The organism is Rhizobium sp. SRI_017 (assembly GCF_057586295.1).
In genome coordinates, this window is the sequence record NZ_JBYCZP010000017.1 from 22,186 (window position 1) to 39,948 (window position 17,763).

The 17,763-nt window shown below is 61.7% G+C and carries 16 protein-coding genes; 10 read left to right on the forward strand and 6 right to left on the reverse strand.

All coding sequences use genetic code 11. The annotated features are described in order from the left end of the window. Positions 1 to 76: 76 nt before the first annotated feature. The 3 genes from AC2YI2_RS27925 (at position 77) to ssuD (ending at position 3,223) form a co-directional block, all read left to right on the forward strand. Positions 77 to 1,483: an FAD/NAD(P)-binding protein gene (locus tag AC2YI2_RS27925; protein ID WP_487389805.1), complete on the forward strand. Its 1,407-nt coding sequence runs from the start codon at positions 77 to 79 to the stop codon at positions 1,481 to 1,483. A 316-nt stretch (positions 1,484 to 1,799) separates the two neighbouring features. Beyond that, positions 1,800 to 2,021 (forward strand): hypothetical protein, encoded by a 222-nt coding sequence (locus AC2YI2_RS27930; protein WP_487389806.1) that lies wholly within the window; start codon positions 1,800 to 1,802, stop codon positions 2,019 to 2,021. A gap of 29 nt (positions 2,022 to 2,050) precedes the next feature. Then, the gene (gene ssuD / locus AC2YI2_RS27935) at positions 2,051 to 3,223 is read left to right on the forward strand and encodes an FMNH2-dependent alkanesulfonate monooxygenase (protein ID WP_487389807.1); all 1,173 of its coding nucleotides are present in this window, start codon (positions 2,051 to 2,053) and stop codon (positions 3,221 to 3,223) included. Positions 3,224 to 3,360: 137 nt separating this feature from the next. Here ssuD and AC2YI2_RS27940 read toward each other — a convergent pair whose 3' ends face one another. The 3 genes from AC2YI2_RS27940 to AC2YI2_RS27950 are packed head-to-tail and all read right to left on the reverse strand — an operon-like array spanning position 3,361 to position 5,923. Then, positions 3,361 to 4,128 carry an ABC transporter ATP-binding protein gene (locus AC2YI2_RS27940; protein WP_487389808.1) on the reverse strand — a complete coding sequence of 256 codons (768 nt, stop codon included), beginning with the start codon at positions 4,126 to 4,128 and terminating at the stop codon, positions 3,361 to 3,363. Then, positions 4,128 to 4,970, reverse strand: a complete 843-nt coding sequence (locus AC2YI2_RS27945) for an ABC transporter permease subunit (protein ID WP_487389809.1) — start codon at positions 4,968 to 4,970, stop codon at positions 4,128 to 4,130. Before AC2YI2_RS27945 ends, AC2YI2_RS27940 begins: the two co-directional genes overlap by 1 nt. Continuing rightward, complete coding sequence (locus tag AC2YI2_RS27950; protein WP_487389810.1) at positions 4,970 to 5,923, reverse strand: sulfonate ABC transporter substrate-binding protein; 954 nt, start codon at positions 5,921 to 5,923, stop codon at positions 4,970 to 4,972. The genes AC2YI2_RS27945 and AC2YI2_RS27950 overlap by 1 nt, the downstream gene beginning before the upstream one ends. Before the next feature lie 418 nt (positions 5,924 to 6,341). Between AC2YI2_RS27950 and AC2YI2_RS27955 the strand changes: the two genes are divergently transcribed. The 6 genes from AC2YI2_RS27955 to AC2YI2_RS27980 all read left to right on the forward strand — a co-directional run bounded on the left by AC2YI2_RS27955 (position 6,342) and on the right by AC2YI2_RS27980 (position 12,248). Further along, on the forward strand, positions 6,342 to 7,475 hold the full coding sequence (locus AC2YI2_RS27955; RefSeq protein WP_487389811.1) for an aminomethyl transferase family protein: 1,134 nt from the start codon (positions 6,342 to 6,344) through the stop codon (positions 7,473 to 7,475). A 12-nt stretch (positions 7,476 to 7,487) separates the two neighbouring features. Then, a complete protein-coding gene (locus tag AC2YI2_RS27960; RefSeq protein WP_487389812.1) occupies positions 7,488 to 8,087 on the forward strand; it encodes a dimethylamine monooxygenase subunit DmmA family protein in 600 nt (199 codons plus the stop codon). Further along, positions 8,084 to 9,049, forward strand: coding sequence for a PDR/VanB family oxidoreductase (locus AC2YI2_RS27965; RefSeq protein WP_487389813.1), 966 nt, complete (start codon positions 8,084 to 8,086; stop codon positions 9,047 to 9,049). Before AC2YI2_RS27960 ends, AC2YI2_RS27965 begins: the two co-directional genes overlap by 4 nt. 30 nt (positions 9,050 to 9,079) lie before the next feature. Continuing rightward, the gene (locus AC2YI2_RS27970) at positions 9,080 to 10,120 is read left to right on the forward strand and encodes a heme-dependent oxidative N-demethylase family protein (protein ID WP_487389814.1); all 1,041 of its coding nucleotides are present in this window, start codon (positions 9,080 to 9,082) and stop codon (positions 10,118 to 10,120) included. Between the two features lie 47 nt (positions 10,121 to 10,167). Continuing rightward, positions 10,168 to 11,505 carry an NAD(P)-binding domain-containing protein gene (locus AC2YI2_RS27975; protein ID WP_487389815.1) on the forward strand — a complete coding sequence of 446 codons (1,338 nt, stop codon included), beginning with the start codon at positions 10,168 to 10,170 and terminating at the stop codon, positions 11,503 to 11,505. Between the two features lie 137 nt (positions 11,506 to 11,642). Next, the gene (locus tag AC2YI2_RS27980) at positions 11,643 to 12,248 is read left to right on the forward strand and encodes a PAS domain-containing protein (RefSeq protein ID WP_487389816.1); all 606 of its coding nucleotides are present in this window, start codon (positions 11,643 to 11,645) and stop codon (positions 12,246 to 12,248) included. Between the two features lie 3 nt (positions 12,249 to 12,251). Here AC2YI2_RS27980 and AC2YI2_RS27985 read toward each other — a convergent pair whose 3' ends face one another. Continuing rightward, positions 12,252 to 14,618 (reverse strand): trimethylamine N-oxide demethylase, encoded by a 2,367-nt coding sequence (locus tag AC2YI2_RS27985; protein WP_487389817.1) that lies wholly within the window; start codon positions 14,616 to 14,618, stop codon positions 12,252 to 12,254. A 262-nt stretch (positions 14,619 to 14,880) separates the two neighbouring features. Between AC2YI2_RS27985 and AC2YI2_RS27990 the strand changes: the two genes are divergently transcribed. After that, positions 14,881 to 16,665, forward strand: coding sequence for a trimethylamine N-oxide permease (locus AC2YI2_RS27990; protein WP_487389818.1), 1,785 nt, complete (start codon positions 14,881 to 14,883; stop codon positions 16,663 to 16,665). A gap of 114 nt (positions 16,666 to 16,779) precedes the next feature. On the opposite strand, the gene AC2YI2_RS27995 is transcribed toward AC2YI2_RS27990, so the two are convergent. Beyond that, positions 16,780 to 17,139 (reverse strand): VOC family protein, encoded by a 360-nt coding sequence (locus AC2YI2_RS27995; RefSeq protein WP_487389819.1) that lies wholly within the window; start codon positions 17,137 to 17,139, stop codon positions 16,780 to 16,782. A 94-nt stretch (positions 17,140 to 17,233) separates the two neighbouring features. After that, positions 17,234 to 17,722: a RidA family protein gene (locus AC2YI2_RS28000; RefSeq protein WP_487389820.1), complete on the reverse strand. Its 489-nt coding sequence runs from the start codon at positions 17,720 to 17,722 to the stop codon at positions 17,234 to 17,236. Between the last annotated feature and the right edge of the window lie 41 nt (positions 17,723 to 17,763).

Genomic DNA, 17,763 nt, shown 5'->3' on the forward strand with positions numbered 1-17,763 from the left:
ACATATTGTCAATTAAATTTATAGACAATATGATCATCCTGCATGATTATGGCCGAACGGTTTGGAGAATGGAGCGATGCGCAAGATAGCGATTATCGGCGGAGGTTTCACAGGCGGCGCCGTGGCCTGGAATCTTGCCCGGACATTGCCGGCTTCGACAACGCACATCGCCGTCTTCGAACCGCGCGAACGACTGGGCGGCGGCCTTGCCTATGACACGAACGATGCGGTCCACCGGATCAACGTGCCTGCCGCGAAGATGAGCCTGCATCCCGGAGACCCGGAGGACTTCCTGCGCTGGCTGGCAGAAACCGGCTATGCTGCGAGCGATGCCAGGGCGCTGACCGCGGACGGTGGCGTATTTCCCCGCCGGGCCGCTTTCGGCGCCTATGTATGGTCTCGAATCGAGCCCTATGTTTCTGCCGGTGCCGTCGAGCATGTCAGAAAGCGCGTGGCAAATGTCGAGCCCGCTGGCGCCAGCTGGCGGCTGACTCTGGAGGACGGGACAAGCGCGGAAGCCGATTGCGTCATCGTCGCGACGACCCACCCTGCGCCCGCCGCCCCGCGGCTGCTCTCTTCGATGCTCGAAGGCCACCCACGCTTCGTCGCTGATGCGACCGAGCCGGATGCTCTGGCCAATATTCGCGCCGGCGACGCCGTGCTCGTCGTCGGCAACGGGCTGACCTCGGCGGATGCGATCGCCTCGCTGCTCGAGCGCGGGCACACACGCGGCATCACGTCGATCTCGCGCCGCGGACTGCGCTCACGCGGCCACGCGCCGCGGCCACAGGATCCGCATGGCGATTTCCTGACCCGGCCGATCCGCTCTGCACGCCTGGCCACCCGTCGCGTCCGCGAAGCGATCGAACAGGCGGCACTCTTCGACGTGAGCTGGCACGCCGTGATCGATGCGGTCCGCGCGCAGGGCGGCGCGATCTGGAACAATCTGCCGCTGGTCGAGCGGCAAAGGGTAGTCCGACATCTCCGCGCTTTCTGGGATGTCCATCGCTTCCGCATCGCCCCGCAAGTAGAGAATGCGCTCGCCGAAGCGACGGCCCGAGGCCAGCTCGAAACGCTGGCGGCATCGGTGGCAGCGGTGTCATACCATGGCCAGCGGATCCGGGTGGCGCTCAAGCGCGCTCACGGCCAGGGCACGTTGATCCGGGATTTCGACGCCGTGGTCGTGACCACAGGTCCGGCGCATGGCGCCATCTTCGATAGCCAAGGTTATCTGAGCGGGCTCGCCGATCATGGCCTGGTCGCCAAGGATCCAACCGGCCTCGGCCTTGCCTGCGACAAGCATTCTCGCCTGCTCGATCGTGATGGTTGGCCGGTCTCCGGTCTCTATGTCGCCGGACCCTTGGCGCGCGGCACTTTCGGCGAATTGATGGGCCTGCCGCAAGTGTCGGAACATGCCGCCGCCGTGGCCGAAGAAGTTGCCGCCGTTCTCAGTCGCGATACCGCGGCAGAGAACGCCGCCTGATTGTCAATGCCACTTCGACACAGGAGCATCGAGAGCACCAGCATAGCGAAGGAATTAACGGGATCCGGCGGTATCGCCCTCCAGCACCGCCGCCCGTAGGCATGCGGATCCGGCCCTGACACCGGGTCCGCATGCTCTCATTTCCTGAGAAAGCGACCGTATCGAACCATTTGGAATGAGATTTCTTCCGTCCTCGAATCTTCGGAAAAGGGAGGCGCAGAGAAGTTCGTTTTTGCGATTTTATATTGTCGATTGTTTTTGTAGATTATATCAATATGATTACCGCAATTAATCACCAAGGGCTGTCAGACTCATGATGAACAAGCACAGACTCGGATGGATCGGCGCCTCAATCGCCGTGGGCATTTTTCCCACCTTCCAGATGGCATTCGCACCCGAGACGCTGGCAGCGCCTGCAGGTCCGGAAGACTCGGAAAGTGATCAGCCCGCCGCAGATCAGGCGGACACGCTTCCCCGATGGAGCGGCCAGCCAACACATTTCACCAGCGGCGACAGCGCCTTGCCCAACGCCGGCTGACGATCGTTTCAGAATAACGGAGCAAACTCATGTCCTCACCCAAACCCCTTGATTTCCTCTGGTTCATCCCGACCTCGGGCGATGGCACCTATCTCGGCTCCAACGACCTCGCGCGTCCGACCGATCCCGCCTACCTGAAGGAAATTGCCGCCGCCTCCGACCGCCTCGGCTATTCCGGCGTGTTGATCCCGACCGGCGTCGCCTGCGAGGAATCCTTCATTGTTGCCGCGGCGCTCGCGCAGACCACCGAACGGCTGAAATTCCTCGTTGCGGTGCGTCCCGGCGTGGCGTCGCCCGCTTATTATGCGCGTCTTGCATCCTCGCTCGACCGCTTCTCCAATGGCCGTCTCCTGCTCAACGTCGTGGTCGGCGGCAGCGCCCAGGAACTGGCCGGCGACGGCATCTTCCTGCCGCATGACGAGCGCTATGCCCATGCAGAGGAATTCTTCAAAGTCTTCAACGAGCTGCTGGCACAAGGTCACTCGACGCTCGACGGCAAGTATATCAAGGCGACCAATGCGCAGCTTGGCCTGCCACCCGTGCAATCGCCGCGGCCTCCGCTCTATTTCGGCGGTTCCTCGGACTCCGGGATAGACTTCGCCGCCGAGCATATGGACAAATACCTGACCTGGGGCGAGACCCCGGCACAGGTCGGCGAAAAGATCGAGCGCGTTCGCAAGGCGGCTGCGGCACGCGGCCGCAAGGTCTCCTTCGGCATCCGCCTGCACTTCATCGTACGCGAAACCGACGACGAAGCCTGGGATGCCGCCAACCGCCTCATTTCCAAGCTGTCGGATGACACCATTGAGGCGGCCCGCGAGCGCTTCACCAAGCAGAACGATTCCGTCGGCCAGACCCGCATGTGGGAGCTGCATGGCGGCCGTCGCGACAAGCTCGAAGTTTCGCCCAATCTCTGGGCCGGCATCGGCCTCGTCCGCTCCGGCGCCGGCACGGCACTCGTGGGCTCGGCAAAGACTGTCGCGGCACGACTGCGCGAATACCAGGATGTCGGCATCGATACGGTGATCGGCTCCGGCTATCCGCATCTCGAGGAAGCCTATCGCGTCTCCGAACTGCTCTTCCCGGAGATCGGACTCGGCATTCCACATCATCGCCTGCCGACCTCCTTCGGCCATGAACAGGTCTTCGGCGGCGGCGGCCATGGCGGCAACCTCAGGGTCGTGCACGGCTCCGGCTCGTAAGCTCACACGAGGAATGCGGGGTTCCATGGCCCAGCATTCGACACACTATCAATGCTCGAAACGAAAAGACCGGTTCGGACTTCATCCGAACCGGTCCTTTCGTCATGGCGTGAGGTCGCCCCTCGCCTATTTCCGGCTCAGACGGCCTCGAGGATCTGCCGCTGCAGGTCGACGGCCTGCGCGTCGGCCAGCTCGCGGCGCGGCCGTTCGAGCGGTACCGGGATATCGAGCGCAATGGCCCCCTCGCGAAGCACGATGACCCGATCGGCGAGCGCGACCGCCTCCGCCACGTCATGGGTAATCAGCACCGTCGTGAACTGCCGCTTGCGCCAGATGCCCTCCAGCAGCTTGTGCATTTCGAGCCGCGTCAACGCATCGAGCGCGCCGAAAGGCTCGTCGAGCAGCAGCACCCGCGGCCGGCTGACCAGGGCACGCGCGAGCGCAACACGCTGCCGCTGACCGCCCGAGAGCACGCTCGGCCAGTCATTGCCGCGACCTTCAAGGCCGACATCCGAGAGCGTTGCCAGCGCGTCCTGCTGCCAGTTCGGACCGCGTGCAATGCCGACATTCTGGACGACCCGCTGCCATGGCACCAAGCGCGCTTCCTGGAACAGCAGGCGGACATCAGGGCTCAATCCCTGTAGCGGCTTGCCGCCGATGGTGACCCGGCCGGCGGTCGGCTGGTCGAGTCCCGAAATCAGCCGCAGCAGCGTCGACTTGCCACCGCCAGAGCGACCGACGATGGCGATGAACTGACCCGCGGGCACATCGAGTTCGAAGCGATTGAGCACGCGCAATCGACCAAAGGCCTTGTCCACACCGGTGAGCCGGATCGGCAATCCGCCGCCGCCGGCGCTCACGTCGTCTTCAGGTTCCTCGTGGCCCCAAGTTTCTGCAAGAGCCATCAGTTCTTCTCCTTTTGGACCTGATAGGCGGGATGCCAAGAGAGAACGCGCCGCTCGATCAGCCGGGTCAGGCTGTCGGCGATCTTGCCGAGAAGCGCATAGATGATGATGCCCAGAAGCACGACGTCAGTGAGGAAGAATTCGCGCGCGTTCATCGTCATATAGCCGATGCCGTCCTTGGCGGAGATGGTCTCCGCGACGATCAGCGTCAGCCACATGAAACCCAGGGCGTAGCGGAAGCCCACCAGGATCGACGGCAGCGCGCCCGGCAGGATGATCCGGGTAATCAACGCCTTGCGATCGAGGCCATAGATCTGCGCCATCTCGACCACCTGCGGATCGACCGTGCGCACGCCATGCAGCGTATTGATATAGATCGGGAAGAAGACGCCGATCGAGACGAGGAAGATCTTGGCGGACTCGTCGATGCCGAACCAGAGGATCACGAGCGGGATCAGCGCCAGATGCGGTACGTTGCGCACCATCTGCAAGGTGCTGTCGAGCAGCGTTTCGGCGGACTTCCAGAGTCCGTTGACGATACCCGCCACAAATCCGAGACCGCCGCCGATCGCAAGGCCGATCAGGGCCCGCCGGGTGGACACCAGCGTATGATAGACGAGCGTGCCATCCATCAACGCCGTCCAGCCAGCAACCGCGATCGTGCTGGGTGCGGGCATCAGCCGGGCCGTGATCAGGCCGGTCCGGGCGGCGATTTCCCAGAGAATCAAGAGCACTACAGGCAATGCCCATGGTGCGAAGATTCTCCAGAGCGTGCTCAGGCGGGGGAGCGACGACGCCTCCCTTTCTGCTCGCGCATACTGGGAGATGGTCACCTCTGCCATCAGGCTTTGCCTTTCCGCACGACGTCAGCGATGGACAGTTTCTTCGGGATCAGCTTGAGATCGAAGAATGTGTCGGCGATTGCCTGCTGCTGGGCGACGACGGCATCATCGATGGCCTTGACACCATAGGACTGGCGATCCAGCGCTTTGACGAGAACCGGCTCCGGAATGCCGACCGAAGGCGCGAGTTCGGCGGCAGCGGCGGCGGTGTTGGCCTTGGTCCAGACATCGATCTCGCCGATGGCTTCGATGAGGACATCGATGGCCTCGGGATGGGCTTCAACATAGCTCTGGGCACCGAGATAGAACTGATGGTTGGGGACGATGCCTTCGCCATTGCGCAACTCCCGCGCTTCGATCGCCACTTCGGCGGCGGCCTGGAAGGGATCCCAGATCACCCAGGCATCGACGGCGCCACGCTCGAAAGCGGCGCGTCCGTCGGCCGGCGGCAGGAAGGATGTGGTGATGTCGCTATATTTCAGGCCGGCTTCCTCGAGCGCCTTGACGAGCAGGTAGTGCACGTTCGAGCCCTTGTTGAGCGCGACGGTCTTGCCCTTGAGATCTGCAACCGTCTTGATCGGGCTGTCCTTCTGGACGAGGATGGCTTCGCCGCGCGGTGCCGGTGGCTCATGCGCCACATAGATCAACGGCGCGCCGGCGGCCTGCGCGAAGATCGGCGGCGTTTCGCCAGTCGAACCAAAATCGACGGCGCCCACATTCAGCCCCTCCAGAAGCTGCGGACCGGCCGGGAATTCGGTCCATTCAACCGTGTAGCCGATCTTTTCCAGCTTGGGCTCCAGCAGGCCCTTGCCCTTGAGCAGCACGAGCGTGCCGTACTTTTGGAAACCGATGCGCAGAACCTTGTCGGCCGCGAAGGCCGCCCTGCTGCTGATGAACGGCATGGCGAGACCGCCGGCGAGGATACCTGTGAATGTGCGTCTGGAAATAGGCATCGAAATAGCTCCCTTTGTGCCGACCGCCCCTGTGCGGCCGAGCTGTAATCCATTATTTATAGAATATATATAAAAAGATAGATATTATTGGCCGCGAAATCGCCGCCCGGGAGAATGTCGTTTCTCAGCGCGACGTCGAACGGAAAAGCTTAGCTGGAGCCCGCATCAGCTGCCTTGATCAAGTCCGTCGACGGTCGGCCCGCGTTCGCGTGACGGACTGACTTCAAAATCGGCTATCATTTGCCGAGGCTCTGCCCACACCGCGGCCACGGATGTGTTCTCCGACGCCGGGAGTGCTGTCGGCTAGAGTGAGACAAATTGCATGGCCATCGGGGCGCAGATGTGTCTTGCCAAGCGCGCAATCGCGGCTATAGTCAGGAAATAATTTTTCCGCATAGTGAAAAAGAGGGAACTGGAAATGACTGCATCCTGGCGTTTCTCCGCGCTGGCCGACCGTCATCGCGCACTGGGTTCGAAACTCGAGGACTGGAGCGGAATGGGAACCGCCTGGACCTATGACAAGGACATCTACGACGAGCATATCGCCGTCCGCACGAAGGCCGGCCTGATGGATGTGTCGGGTCTCAAGAAGATCCACCTCGTCGGCCCACACGCCATTGCGGTGCTCGACTATATCACCACCCGTGACGTCACCAAGCTCTATCCGGGCAAGTCGGTCTATGCCTGCATGCTCAACGAGCGCGGCATGTTCACCGACGACTGCATCATCTATCGCACCGGCCCGAATTCCTGGATGCTGGTGCATGGCTCGGGCTCCGGCCATGAGGAAGTCGTCAAGCAGGCTGCGGGCCGCAATTGCGCGGTGCTGTTCGACGACGACCTGCACGATCTTTCGCTCCAGGGCCCGCTCGCCGTCGATTATCTCGAAAAGCACGTCCCAGCGATCCGCGACCTCAAATATTTCCACCACATGCAGACATCGCTGTTCGGCGCGCCGGTCATGATCTCGCGCACCGGCTACACCGGCGAACGCGGCTACGAGATTTTCGTCCGCGGTCAGGACGCCGGCCTCGTCTGGGATACGATCCTTGAGGAAGGCAAGTCGATGGGCATCATCCCCGTCTGCTTCAGCGTTCTAGACATGCTCCGGGTCGAGAGCTACCTGCTTTTCTACCCCTACGACAATTCGCAGATGTATCCCTTCGCCAACGAACAGCCCGGCGACAGCCTGTGGGAACTCGGCCTCGACTTCACCGTCAGCCCCGGCAAGACCGGCTTCCGCGGCGCCGAGGAGCATTACCGTCTCAAGGGCAAGGAGCGCTTCAAGATCTTCGGCCTGCTGGCCGAAGCCGATGCCCCGACCGATCTCGGCGACGAGGTCTGGGCCGACGGCAAGAAGGTGGGCGTCATCACCTGCCCCTGCTATTCCAAGCTGACCAACCGCTCGATGGCGATCATGCGCGTCGACGTTCCCTATGCCGTTCAGGGCGCCAAGCTCGAAGTGCGCGGCAAGAGTGTCAAGGCGCCGGCAATTGCGCATACGATCACCTTCGACGATCCGAAGAAGACGAAGCGGAACGCGGTCGGCTGAAGGAGATCAGCCATGCTTGTCCAAGGCATCAAGAGCCGCCCGGTCTATGACGGCCTAGCAATCGACCCCCATGCCAAGCGGCACATCTTCGCGCTCGAGGGCGAAGGCGCACTCGCTCTCCTCGAGCAGCGCCCGGACCAGGCGGCCATGTCGCGCAGCGAGATCCTCTACACGGCGGGCGCAGCCCGTCCGAAGGAGCACTTCGCGACGCTATCCGCCCTCGGCGCCGATCAATGCTGGCTCGCGCCGTCCGTCGACACATTGATCTTCCGCCTGCGCGGCTCGCTCACCAACGCCACCATGGGCACGCGGCTCTATACGTCGGGCACCGAGGGCTTCATGGGCAGGGTGATCCAGCTCGGCATCGACTTCGGCATCGACTTCCGCTCCATCATCACCGAGCATCGCGGATCGATGGCCCGTCGGGTACAATGCGTCCATTGCAAGGGCATCACCGACGACGTGACCGCCAGCCCCTTCACCTGCAGCCATTGCGGCCTGACCTTGCTGGTGCGGGATCACTATTCGCGCCGCCTTGCCGCCTTTCAGGGCGTCAATATCGATGCCGAGGAACCCGGCACGGCCCCTGAACCGGAGGAATTGTTTCCTTGAGCGTCAATTCGGACATTCCGGTTCGCGTGACCAAGGTCACTGATGTCACGGACAAGATCAAGCGTTTCCGCTTCGAGCGGATCGACGGCCAGCCACTGCCGATCTTCTCCGGCGGCGCCCATATCGTCGTCACGATGCGCGATGACGGCCATGCGCGGCGAAATCCCTATTCGCTGATGTCGGTGCCGCATGATCCCACGGCCTATGAGATCAGCGTGCTGCATGTCGAGAATTCGCGCGGCGGCTCGACCTTCATGCACACCCACGTCAAGGAAGGCGATCAGCTGACCATCAGCCAGCCGGTCAACCTGTTCCCCGCCGACCATCGCGGGCGCAAGCAGATCCTGATTGCCGGCGGCATCGGCATCACGCCGTTTCTCGCGATGATGTCGCAGTTCAACCGCGCCCATATGCCCTTCGAACTGCATTATGCGATGCGCTCGCGCTCACACGGCGCCTATTGGCAACAGCTTATCGGGCAGTATGGATCGGAGCGGGTAAAGGTCTATTTCGACGAGGAAAAGACCTTCGTGCCCTTCGCCAAGATCCTCGACAACCAGCCGCTCGGCACGCATCTCTATGTCTGTGGTCCCGGCGGCATGATCGACTTCTGTCTTCGCACAGCCCGCGAGGCGGGCTGGCCGAAGGAGAACCTGCATTCGGAGCGATTCCTCGCGCCGCCGGCGGGGCAGAAGTTCAATGTCGAGCTGGTGCGCAGCGGCAAGACGGTCCCTGTCGGCGAGCACCAGAGCATTCTCGAAGCGATCGAGGAGGCTGGTATCGACGCGCCATACATGTGTCGCGGCGGCGCCTGCGGCCAGTGCGAAACGGGAGTGCTCAGCTGCGATGGCACGCTCGAGCATAACGACGTCTACCTCACGGACGAGGAAAAGGCGGCCGGCAAGAAGATCATGGTCTGCGTCTCCCGCTTCCGGGGCAAGGCGCTGGCGCTGGACATCTAGGCTGGCCGGGAAAAGCGAAGGAGTTGGTTGATGGCGATCATGTTCAAGCAAGAGACGTTTCGCGATGACTTCACTTACCGCAACAGTCCCGAAAATATCAGGCGGTTCCCCTTCCCGTTCGACCGCGACGAATACATGTATTCGGTCAACATGGAACCGCATGTTCTGGGCCGGAAGGACACGATCTATGAAAGCCTGATCGACGTCGACGAGCACTATGTCGCCGAGATGCACGACCGGGCGCTGGTGCTCAAGGAAGACCCGCTACGCTGCCAGGCGCTGCCGCATATGATGACGGCGCAGTGGGACACGCTGGAACTGCTGATGGAGCAGAAGGCCGCCGGCTACCCCGAGCATTTCACCCTGATCCGCAATGGCGACCAGTGGCGCTGGATCAACCGCCCCATGGGCATCGACGACACCTTCACCTTCGGCGACCGCTCGACCCTGCCCTATGAGCCGATGGAATATATCACCCGCCAGGCCCAGGGCGACTTCTGCATCGTCGACCAGCGCGACAACAATCTCTGGATGGATGCCGGCATGGTGACCACCCAGGCCGACTGGTCGCTCGATTTCGACATCGGCATGAATTTCATGGAGTGGCATGGGCCAGTGCCGCTGGCGCATCAGATCGGGGTTTTCGACCGGGCGCTGAAGTTCCTCTTGAACCTGCAGCAGGGCAAACCGACCCGCCGTTTCAACTGGACGATGACCATCAATCCCCGCCTCGATACCAGTCCGGAAAACTACCACAAATGGGGCACGGACCGCGCGACCGTGACGCCTGACAATGTCGGCGAAAAGGTTCATCTCCGCGTCGAGCTGCAAAGCCTCTGGCGCCTGCCACGCTCCAACGCCATCCTCTTCGTCATCCGCTGCTATCTCATCAACATGAACGAACTCGTCACCGTTCCGAAATGGGCGCGCCGTTTTCCACGCGTTCTCCGGACGCTGCCGCCGGAACTCATCGACTACAAGGGCCTGACCCGCTACCGCGAGATGACCATCGACTGGCTTTCGAAACATGACGACGGCGCGCCGACCAGTCCGGGGATCTGGCCGGACTGAGCCCGATATCGCCACGACATAAGAACAAGCAAAGAGGGAACGAGAGAATGACGAGAGTAGCAATCATCGGCGCCGGACCTTCTGGCACGGCGCAGCTGCGCGCTTTCCAGTCCGCTGCCCAGAAGGGCGCCGACATTCCTGCAGTGGTGTGCTTCGAGAAGCAGGCCGACTGGGGCGGCCTGTGGAACTACACCTGGCGCACCGGCCTCGACGAACATGGCGAGCCGGTGCATGGCAGCATGTATCGCTATCTCTGGTCCAACGGCCCCAAGGAATGCCTAGAATTCGCCGACTACACATTCGAGGAACATTTCGGCAAGCCGATCGCCTCCTATCCCCCGCGCGCCGTGCTGTGGGACTACATCAAGGGCCGAGTGGAAAAGGCCGACGTCAAGAAATGGGTGCGCTTCAACACGCCGGTCCGGATGGTGACCTTCGATGAGCCGACGCAAAAGTTCACCGTCACCGCCCATGACCGCGTTCGTGACACGATGTACGATGAAGAGTTTGACGACGTCATCGTCTGCAGCGGCCATTTCTCGACGCCGAACGTTCCCTATTTCGAAGGCGTCGAAAGCTTCGGCGGCCGCGTCATGCATGCCCACGACTTCCGCGACGCGCTGGAGTTCAAGGACAAGGACGTGCTGATCGTCGGCCGCAGCTATTCTGCGGAGGACATCGGCTCGCAGTGCTGGAAATACGGCGCAAAGTCGGTGACCACGACCTATCGCTCCCGGCCGATGGGCTTCAAGTGGCCGGAGCGTTTCGAGGAGCGCCCGCTGCTGATGAAACTGACAGGCAAGACCGCGCATTTTCGTGATGGCACGACCAAGGATGTCGACGTGCTGATCCTCTGCACGGGCTATCTCCACCACTTCCCATTCCTGCCCGACAGCCTGCGGCTGACCACCGCCAACCGCATGTGGTCGGACGGACTCCATAAGGGCGTCGTGTCGGACAAGAATCCGCACCTCTTCTTCATCGGCATGCAGGACCAGTTCTACACATTCAACATGTTCGACGCCCAGGCCTGGTATGTCCGCGACCTCATTCTCGGCCGCATCAAGCTGCCCGGCGAAGCTGAGCTCAAGGCCGACTTCGACAAATGGCGCGCGCGGGAGGAAACTCTTGAAGATGCGGAGCAGTGCATCTGGTTCCAGGGCGACTATGTGAAGGAACTGATCGCGGAGACCGATTATCCGAGCTTCGACATTGAAGGCACCAACAAGACCTTCATGGAGTGGGAGCACCACAAGGCCGAGAACATCATGGGCTTCCGCGACAATGCTTATCGCTCGCTGATGACCGGCACGATGTCCCCCAAGCACCATACGCCGTGGCTCGAGGAGCTCGACGATTCCATGGAGGCCTATCTCCGCAACTGAGTGCGTTCGGCGCGGCGCAATTTGCGCCGCGCCCTCCAGAAATGCGCTATTTTCCAGCAATCGCAGCGTTCAGTAAGCCTTTATTATCCACGATCAAGAATACTCCTCCGATCAACTTTCGGATGCGAGCGCCCGTCATGGATTTTCAAAGCAGTGTCCTAGGTCGCATGAACGGCTTTCTCTATCGATGCCGCGCCGACGAGAATTATACGATGCTGGAGATGACCGACGGCATCAGCCGGGTCTTCGGCTATCCGATGGACGAGATCCTCGGCAACCGTGTCCGCACCTTCACTTCGATCATGTGCGAGGAAGACGTGCCGCGGATGGATGAGGCGGTCGGCAAGGCGCTCGATATCAGGGGCGACTGGACGATGGAATATCGCATCCGACACAGCCATGGCCACTATATCTGGGTCACCGAGACCGGCGGCGGCGTCTGGGGCGACGACGGCGAATTGCTTTATCTCGAAGGCAGCATCGTCAATATCGAGTCATTTTATCAGCGCCTGGACGCCCAGACCTCGGAGATGAGGATCACGGCTTCCAAGACATCGGAAATCCTGCATTCGCTGCGTTACCTCAAGCTGCTCGCCGTCAATGCCGGCATCGAGGCCGCCCGCGCCGGTTCGGCGGGACAGGGCTTTGCCGTTCTCGCCAGTGAGATGCGCAACCTTGCCAATGACTCGGAAGCGGCAGCCCGCGCAATCTCACAGGCGCAGGGCCAGCGCAAATCAGCCTGACAATCAGCTTCGCGGCCGCGTCTTCTTCGGATCGTAATGCGAGAGCGCCACGACGGTCGCCGGCATGCGCTTCTGATGGCCGTCGAGCTTGCCGATCTCGACATGGGTGCCGGGTGCAGCATAAAGCGGATCTATGCGTGCCAGAGCAATCGACTTCTTGAGGATTGGCGAGCGTGTCGAACTCGTGACCACGCCGACCTGGGCGCGGCCGATATGGATACAATCGCCGTGGCCTGCGGCGTCGTTGGCATCGATATCGAGGCCGACGAAGATATGCCGCGGATTCTCCTTGCGTCTGATCAGCGCGTCGCGACCGACGAAGTCGTCCGTCTTCGTCTTGAGCGGCACGGTGAAGCCGATGCCGGCCTCGAACGGGTCGGTCTGGTCGTTGAATTCGTAATTGGCGAAGATCAGGCCCGCCTCGATCCGGACCATGTCAAGGGCAGCCAGACCCATCGGCTTCAGCCCATGCGGCTGACCGGCCTGCCAGACGGCATCGAATACCGCCACCGCATCCTTCGGGTGACAGAATATCTCGTAACCGAGTTCCCCGGTATAGCCGGTACGCGAGACGACGATCGGCGGGCCGTTGAAATCGCCGATCCGGCCGACGGCGAAGCGGAACCATTCGAGCTCGGCGACCGAGGGCTGCTTCGCCGCCGTCCAGATGATATCCTTGAGGATGTCGCGGCTCTTCGGCCCCTGCACGGCGATATTGTGCATCTGGTCGGTCGAGGATCGCACCCAGGCGCGATAGCCCAACTTCTCCGCCTGCTGACGCAGGAAGATGCCGCTCTGGTCATCGCCGCCGATCCAGCGGAAGTTGTTCTCGCCCAGGCGGAAGAGCGTGCCGTCATCGACCATGCCGCCATGTTCGTAGCACATGGCCGAATAGACGACCTGGCCGACCGACAGCTTTCGGACATCGCGCGTCAGACAATATTGCAGCAGCGCTTCGGCATCCGGGCCGGTGACCTCGAATTTCCTGAGCGGTGAGAGATCGGTCACCACGGCGGCCTCGCGGCAGGCCCAGTATTCCTCGACCGCGCCGGTGCCTGTAATAGTGTTCGGCAGCCAGTAGCCGCGATATTCGATGAAATCCCGCGTCAGTTCGGAGAAGCGCGGATGGAACGCAGTCTCGCGGGTCAGTTCGGCGTCGGCATCAGGGGTCATGCGATAGGCCACGGCTCGTGTGAATTTCTCGGCGCTGGAAAAAGTGCGGACGTGAATGTCCGTCGGGTTCCAGCCATTGGCGGCATCGATATCGTCGGGGCAGGAGGAACTGACGCAGACGAGGTCGGTCAGCGCCCGCATCAGCACATGGTCGCCCGGCCGCGACCAGGGCTCGTCGAGATAGAGCTGGTTATGGTCGTCGATGCGCGTGTTGTAGAAATAGTTGATCGCTTCCCAGCCCTTGCGCGGCCTGATGCCATAGGGTGCGAGCGCATAGTTGAAATTGTCGGTACAATTGACATGGCCGGGATAGCCCATGTCGTCGTAGTAGCGTGAATTGCAGGCAGTCGCGAAAGCATCGTGACGGCCGACCGTATCCTGCACGACCTCCACCAACGGCTCGAAATCGAGATCGAAGGCCTTGGAGGGCAGGCCGGGGGTGGGGTAGCTGCGGCCGAGCAAGGTGCGCGTCACCGTCGCGTCGAGCGCATAGTCCAGGCCCTTGTCGACCTTGCGGGCAGCGAAGGCCTGGAAGTCAGTGCATTGCCGGCCCGACACGTCGATGATCTGGATGAACTCGCCTGCGCGGACGAAATAAGCCGAAGCAGCTGCGGCGCGTATCCTGATGTCTTGCAGCGGATCGGCCATCGGTTCCGGCAACAGCGATTCATAGGAGCGGTCGATCTTGCTGCGCTGGATGCGGAGTTCGATTGGCGTCGCAGTCTCTTGCTCGTCCGGCAACATCGGCATGCCCGGTGCCGCAACGATCAACAGGCCTTCCCGGGAGAAAGAGAGTTCGGCCGTGCTGCCGGCCGGGCTTGAGCTGCCGAACAACCTGACGGCGCCAGCTTGGGCAAGATCGACATTCCGGCGTGTCAGCGCCCTAAGTGTTCGCGCCGCACTGGCTTCACCGGATGACAGGATTGCCTTCAGCCCCTCCGCTCGACAGGTGAAGGGCGCGCCGAGGGCGCCGGCATCGAACTTGCCGTTCTGGTCGACGAAGGTGACTTCGCATGGCTGAGCTCCTTCGCTGTCGATCAAGGTCAGCCTGTCGCCGGGCGCGACGCGCACGACCAGCGACCCCGCGCCGCGGACACGATAGCGCTCAAGGCCTGGTGGAAGCGTCAGGCCGGGTTGCCTGACCAGGCTCGGTTTCGGCGGCAGCAACCTGTCCTGCTGCAGCAGCATTTCCTGCATCTCAACTCCTCAGGGAAGACACACCCTTCAAATCGGTTGAAGCAATCAAAAATATCATCCCCAAACCGACTGCCGATGTAAAGGCCTCTTGACCTGTATGAAAAATAATTCACTCTTAGTATTGCGCCGGTGGATGGGAACCCGCCGGCCGGCAGGGGCAAAAACCGGGAAAACTCGGCTGCCGGGCGAGCAAATTTGATGCGGCGCAAAACCGGAAACGCGTGTCAGCGCGTCGGAAAAACTGGCTGAGGGATCAACATCAATGACACAAGTAGTGGACGCGGGGGCGGTAAAGACTGCAGACGGCAGTCTCGTGCGCGCACTCGACTGGAAAGGTGCATTTTGGGTGGCGGCCGGCGTGCCACCGCTCGTATTGTTTTCTATCGGCGGCATTGCAGGAACGACGGGAAAGCTGGCTTTCCTCGTCTGGATCATCTCGATGATCATGGGCTTCCTGCAGTCCTTCACCTATGCCGAGATCGCCGGCATGTTCGGCAATAAGTCAGGCGGCGCCTCGGTCTATGGCGCGACTGCCTGGCTGCGTTACTCGAAGTTCATCGCGCCGCTTTCCGTATGGTGCAACTGGTTCGCCTGGTCGCCGGTGCTGTCGCTAGGCTGCGCCATCGCGGCGGGCTATATCCTCAATTCACTCTTCCCGATCCCGATCGCCGAATCGGCGCCGGTGCTGGAATGGATCAAGGCCAATGCCGCTTCGCTCGCGGCCGACAGCCCGCGCGTGGCGGAATATATCGCGGCCAATGCCGGCGCCACGCCCGATGCGGCCATGCATGCCCTGCTGACCACGGATGCGATCTCGGCGCTGACCCCGACGATCCGCAACTGGTCGCTTGCGAGCTTCTCCATTCCTTATCTCGCCACTGCCAACATCAACGCCACCTTCGTCATCGGCGGCATCCTGATGCTGATCATCTTCGCGATCCAGCATCGCGGCATCGAGGGCACTGCCAATGTGCAGAAGTGGCTGGCGATCATCGTGCTCGTGCCGCTCTTCCTGATCGGCGTCTATCCGATCCTGACGGGCGCGATCAACTGGAGCAACGTCACCGGCCTGGTGCCGCCGACCGCCGGCTATTCCGGCGTCGACGGCGCCTGGACGATCGGCGGCTGGACGCTCTTCCTCGGCGGTCTCTATATCGCTGCCTGGTCGACCTACGGCTTCGAGACCGCGGTCTGCTACACAAGCGAACTGAAGGATCCGAAGCGCGACACGTTCAAGGCGATCTTCTTCTCCGGCCTGCTGTGCTGCGTATTCTTCTTCATCATCCCCTTCACCTTCCAGGGCGTTCTCGGCCATGCCGGCATGCTCGCGCCCGGCATCGTCGACGGCACGGGTGTCGGTGAAGCGCTGGCCAACATGGTGCATGGCGGCGCGGTGGTGACCCAGATCCTCGTCATCTTGATGATCATGGCCCTGTTCCTCGCGATCATGACCGCAATGGCGGGCTCGTCGCGCACGCTCTACCAGGGTTCCAAGGACGGCTGGCTGCCGAAATATCTCGACCATGCCAACGAACATGGCGCGCCGACCCGCGCCATGTGGACCGACTTTGCCTTCAACCTCTTCCTCCTGGCGATCGCCTCGGACGTCGCGGGCTACTTCTTCGTGCTCGCCGTGTCGAATGTCGGCTACATCATCTTCAACTTCCTCAACCTCAATGCCGGTTGGATCCATCGGATGGATTCACCGCATATCGAGCGTCCCTGGAAGGCACCGACCTGGCTGATCGGCGTCAACACGATCCTCGCCTTCGTCAACGTGCTGTTCCTCGGCGCCGGCGCCAAGGTCTGGGGCTATTCCAACGCGCTCTGGGTGGGCTTCATCTTCGCGGCGCTGATCTTGCCGGTCTTCGCCTACCGTCACTACATCAGGGACGGCGGACGATTCCCCGAGGAAGCGATGAGGGATCTCGGCCTGACCGGGCAGGATATGGGTGTAAAGCGAGCAGGCTTCCTCCCCTACCTGACGCTCGCAGCCGGGCTCGCCATCGTCCTCTGGGCAAACTGGTTCTTCGTGCTCCCAGGCTGACAAAGCGATCCACAAAATGGATGCGCGCGGCTTCACACCGCGCGCATTGACATATTTGCCAGATCAAAATCGAACCTCAGCCTCGGTTCAAACCACCGAGGCCATCGCCTCGCCTCATTCTTTCGCCGGCTCCCAGAGCTCGACAGGATTGCCCTCGGGATCATGTATCCGGGCAAAACGCCCGACCTCCGAATCCCATTCCGCCCGCGTCTCCACCGCAATCCCGCTTGCGCTAAGTTGCGTCATGAGACCATCGAGATCATCGACGCGGAAGTTGATCATCCATTGCTGCTCCGCTCGCCCGAAATAGTCGGTATCCTTGGAGAACGGCCCAAAGATCGTCGTCCCGGCTTCCTGCCGCCACACCGACCTGTGCAGATCGTCGATGCCAAGATGCGTCTCGTACCATTCGGCGAGCGCAGCCGGATCCATCGCTCTGAAAAAAACACCACCAATTCCAACGACCTTCGGCATGGCTTTCTCCTCGCGTGATCAGAGCAACAATGCCGATGACCTCGTTCAGTTGCAACGCGTAGATGGATCAGAGCGACCTGATTCGCCGTCGCCGTTACTCCAGAATGACGACGGCTTCGACTTCGAAAAGCATGGGGTCAATGGCAAGCTTGGGAACGGGAACCAGCGTCTGCGCCGGCAGTGTTTCACCGAACATTTCCTTGGCGTTCCTGGTCAAGACCTCGAGCTTGGACATGTCGTGATCGACTACGAAGACCGTGAGCTTGGCGACCTGATCGGGCTTTGCCCCGATCCCGTCGAGGGCAGCGCCCAGATTGGCATAGGCCTGCTTCACCTGGGTAGCGAAGTCGGACGACAAGGCGCCCCTGCTGTCCTGGCCCCCCTGTCCGGAGATATAGGCCACTCGGGCATTGGCGGGCACGATCACCGCGGTGCTGTAGCCATTCGGCGTTGGGTCATAGAGGGTTTTCGGGTTGACGAGGGTCAGCTTGCGATCTTGCGCATTGGCTGTCGTTGCAGTGGAAACGCCTGTGATCATGATGATTAGTCCTCCGATAAGCTGATGGCTGATTGCGCGTGACATGGTTTTCTCCTGGCGCTGAGCTCCGCGAGCGGCCTAGCCGC

What these genes read in the sequence shown, in the direction of transcription:
- AC2YI2_RS27925 (WP_487389805.1), top strand. Translation starts at nt 77, where the DNA reads ATGCGCAAGATAGCGATTATCGGCGGAGGTTTCACAGGCGGCGCCGTG.
- AC2YI2_RS27930 (WP_487389806.1), top strand. Translation starts at nt 1,800, where the DNA reads ATGAACAAGCACAGACTCGGATGGATCGGCGCCTCAATCGCCGTGGGC.
- ssuD (WP_487389807.1), top strand. Translation starts at nt 2,051, where the DNA reads ATGTCCTCACCCAAACCCCTTGATTTCCTCTGGTTCATCCCGACCTCG.
- AC2YI2_RS27940 (WP_487389808.1), bottom strand. Translation starts at nt 4,128, where the DNA reads ATGGCTCTTGCAGAAACTTGGGGCCACGAGGAACCTGAAGACGACGTG.
- AC2YI2_RS27945 (WP_487389809.1), bottom strand. Translation starts at nt 4,970, where the DNA reads ATGGCAGAGGTGACCATCTCCCAGTATGCGCGAGCAGAAAGGGAGGCG.
- AC2YI2_RS27950 (WP_487389810.1), bottom strand. Translation starts at nt 5,923, where the DNA reads ATGCCTATTTCCAGACGCACATTCACAGGTATCCTCGCCGGCGGTCTC.
- AC2YI2_RS27955 (WP_487389811.1), top strand. Translation starts at nt 6,342, where the DNA reads ATGACTGCATCCTGGCGTTTCTCCGCGCTGGCCGACCGTCATCGCGCA.
- AC2YI2_RS27960 (WP_487389812.1), top strand. Translation starts at nt 7,488, where the DNA reads ATGCTTGTCCAAGGCATCAAGAGCCGCCCGGTCTATGACGGCCTAGCA.
- AC2YI2_RS27970 (WP_487389814.1), top strand. Translation starts at nt 9,080, where the DNA reads ATGGCGATCATGTTCAAGCAAGAGACGTTTCGCGATGACTTCACTTAC.
- AC2YI2_RS27975 (WP_487389815.1), top strand. Translation starts at nt 10,168, where the DNA reads ATGACGAGAGTAGCAATCATCGGCGCCGGACCTTCTGGCACGGCGCAG.
- AC2YI2_RS27980 (WP_487389816.1), top strand. Translation starts at nt 11,643, where the DNA reads ATGGATTTTCAAAGCAGTGTCCTAGGTCGCATGAACGGCTTTCTCTAT.
- AC2YI2_RS27985 (WP_487389817.1), bottom strand. Translation starts at nt 14,618, where the DNA reads ATGCAGGAAATGCTGCTGCAGCAGGACAGGTTGCTGCCGCCGAAACCG.
- AC2YI2_RS27990 (WP_487389818.1), top strand. Translation starts at nt 14,881, where the DNA reads ATGACACAAGTAGTGGACGCGGGGGCGGTAAAGACTGCAGACGGCAGT.
- AC2YI2_RS27995 (WP_487389819.1), bottom strand. Translation starts at nt 17,139, where the DNA reads ATGCCGAAGGTCGTTGGAATTGGTGGTGTTTTTTTCAGAGCGATGGAT.
- AC2YI2_RS28000 (WP_487389820.1), bottom strand. Translation starts at nt 17,722, where the DNA reads ATGTCACGCGCAATCAGCCATCAGCTTATCGGAGGACTAATCATCATG.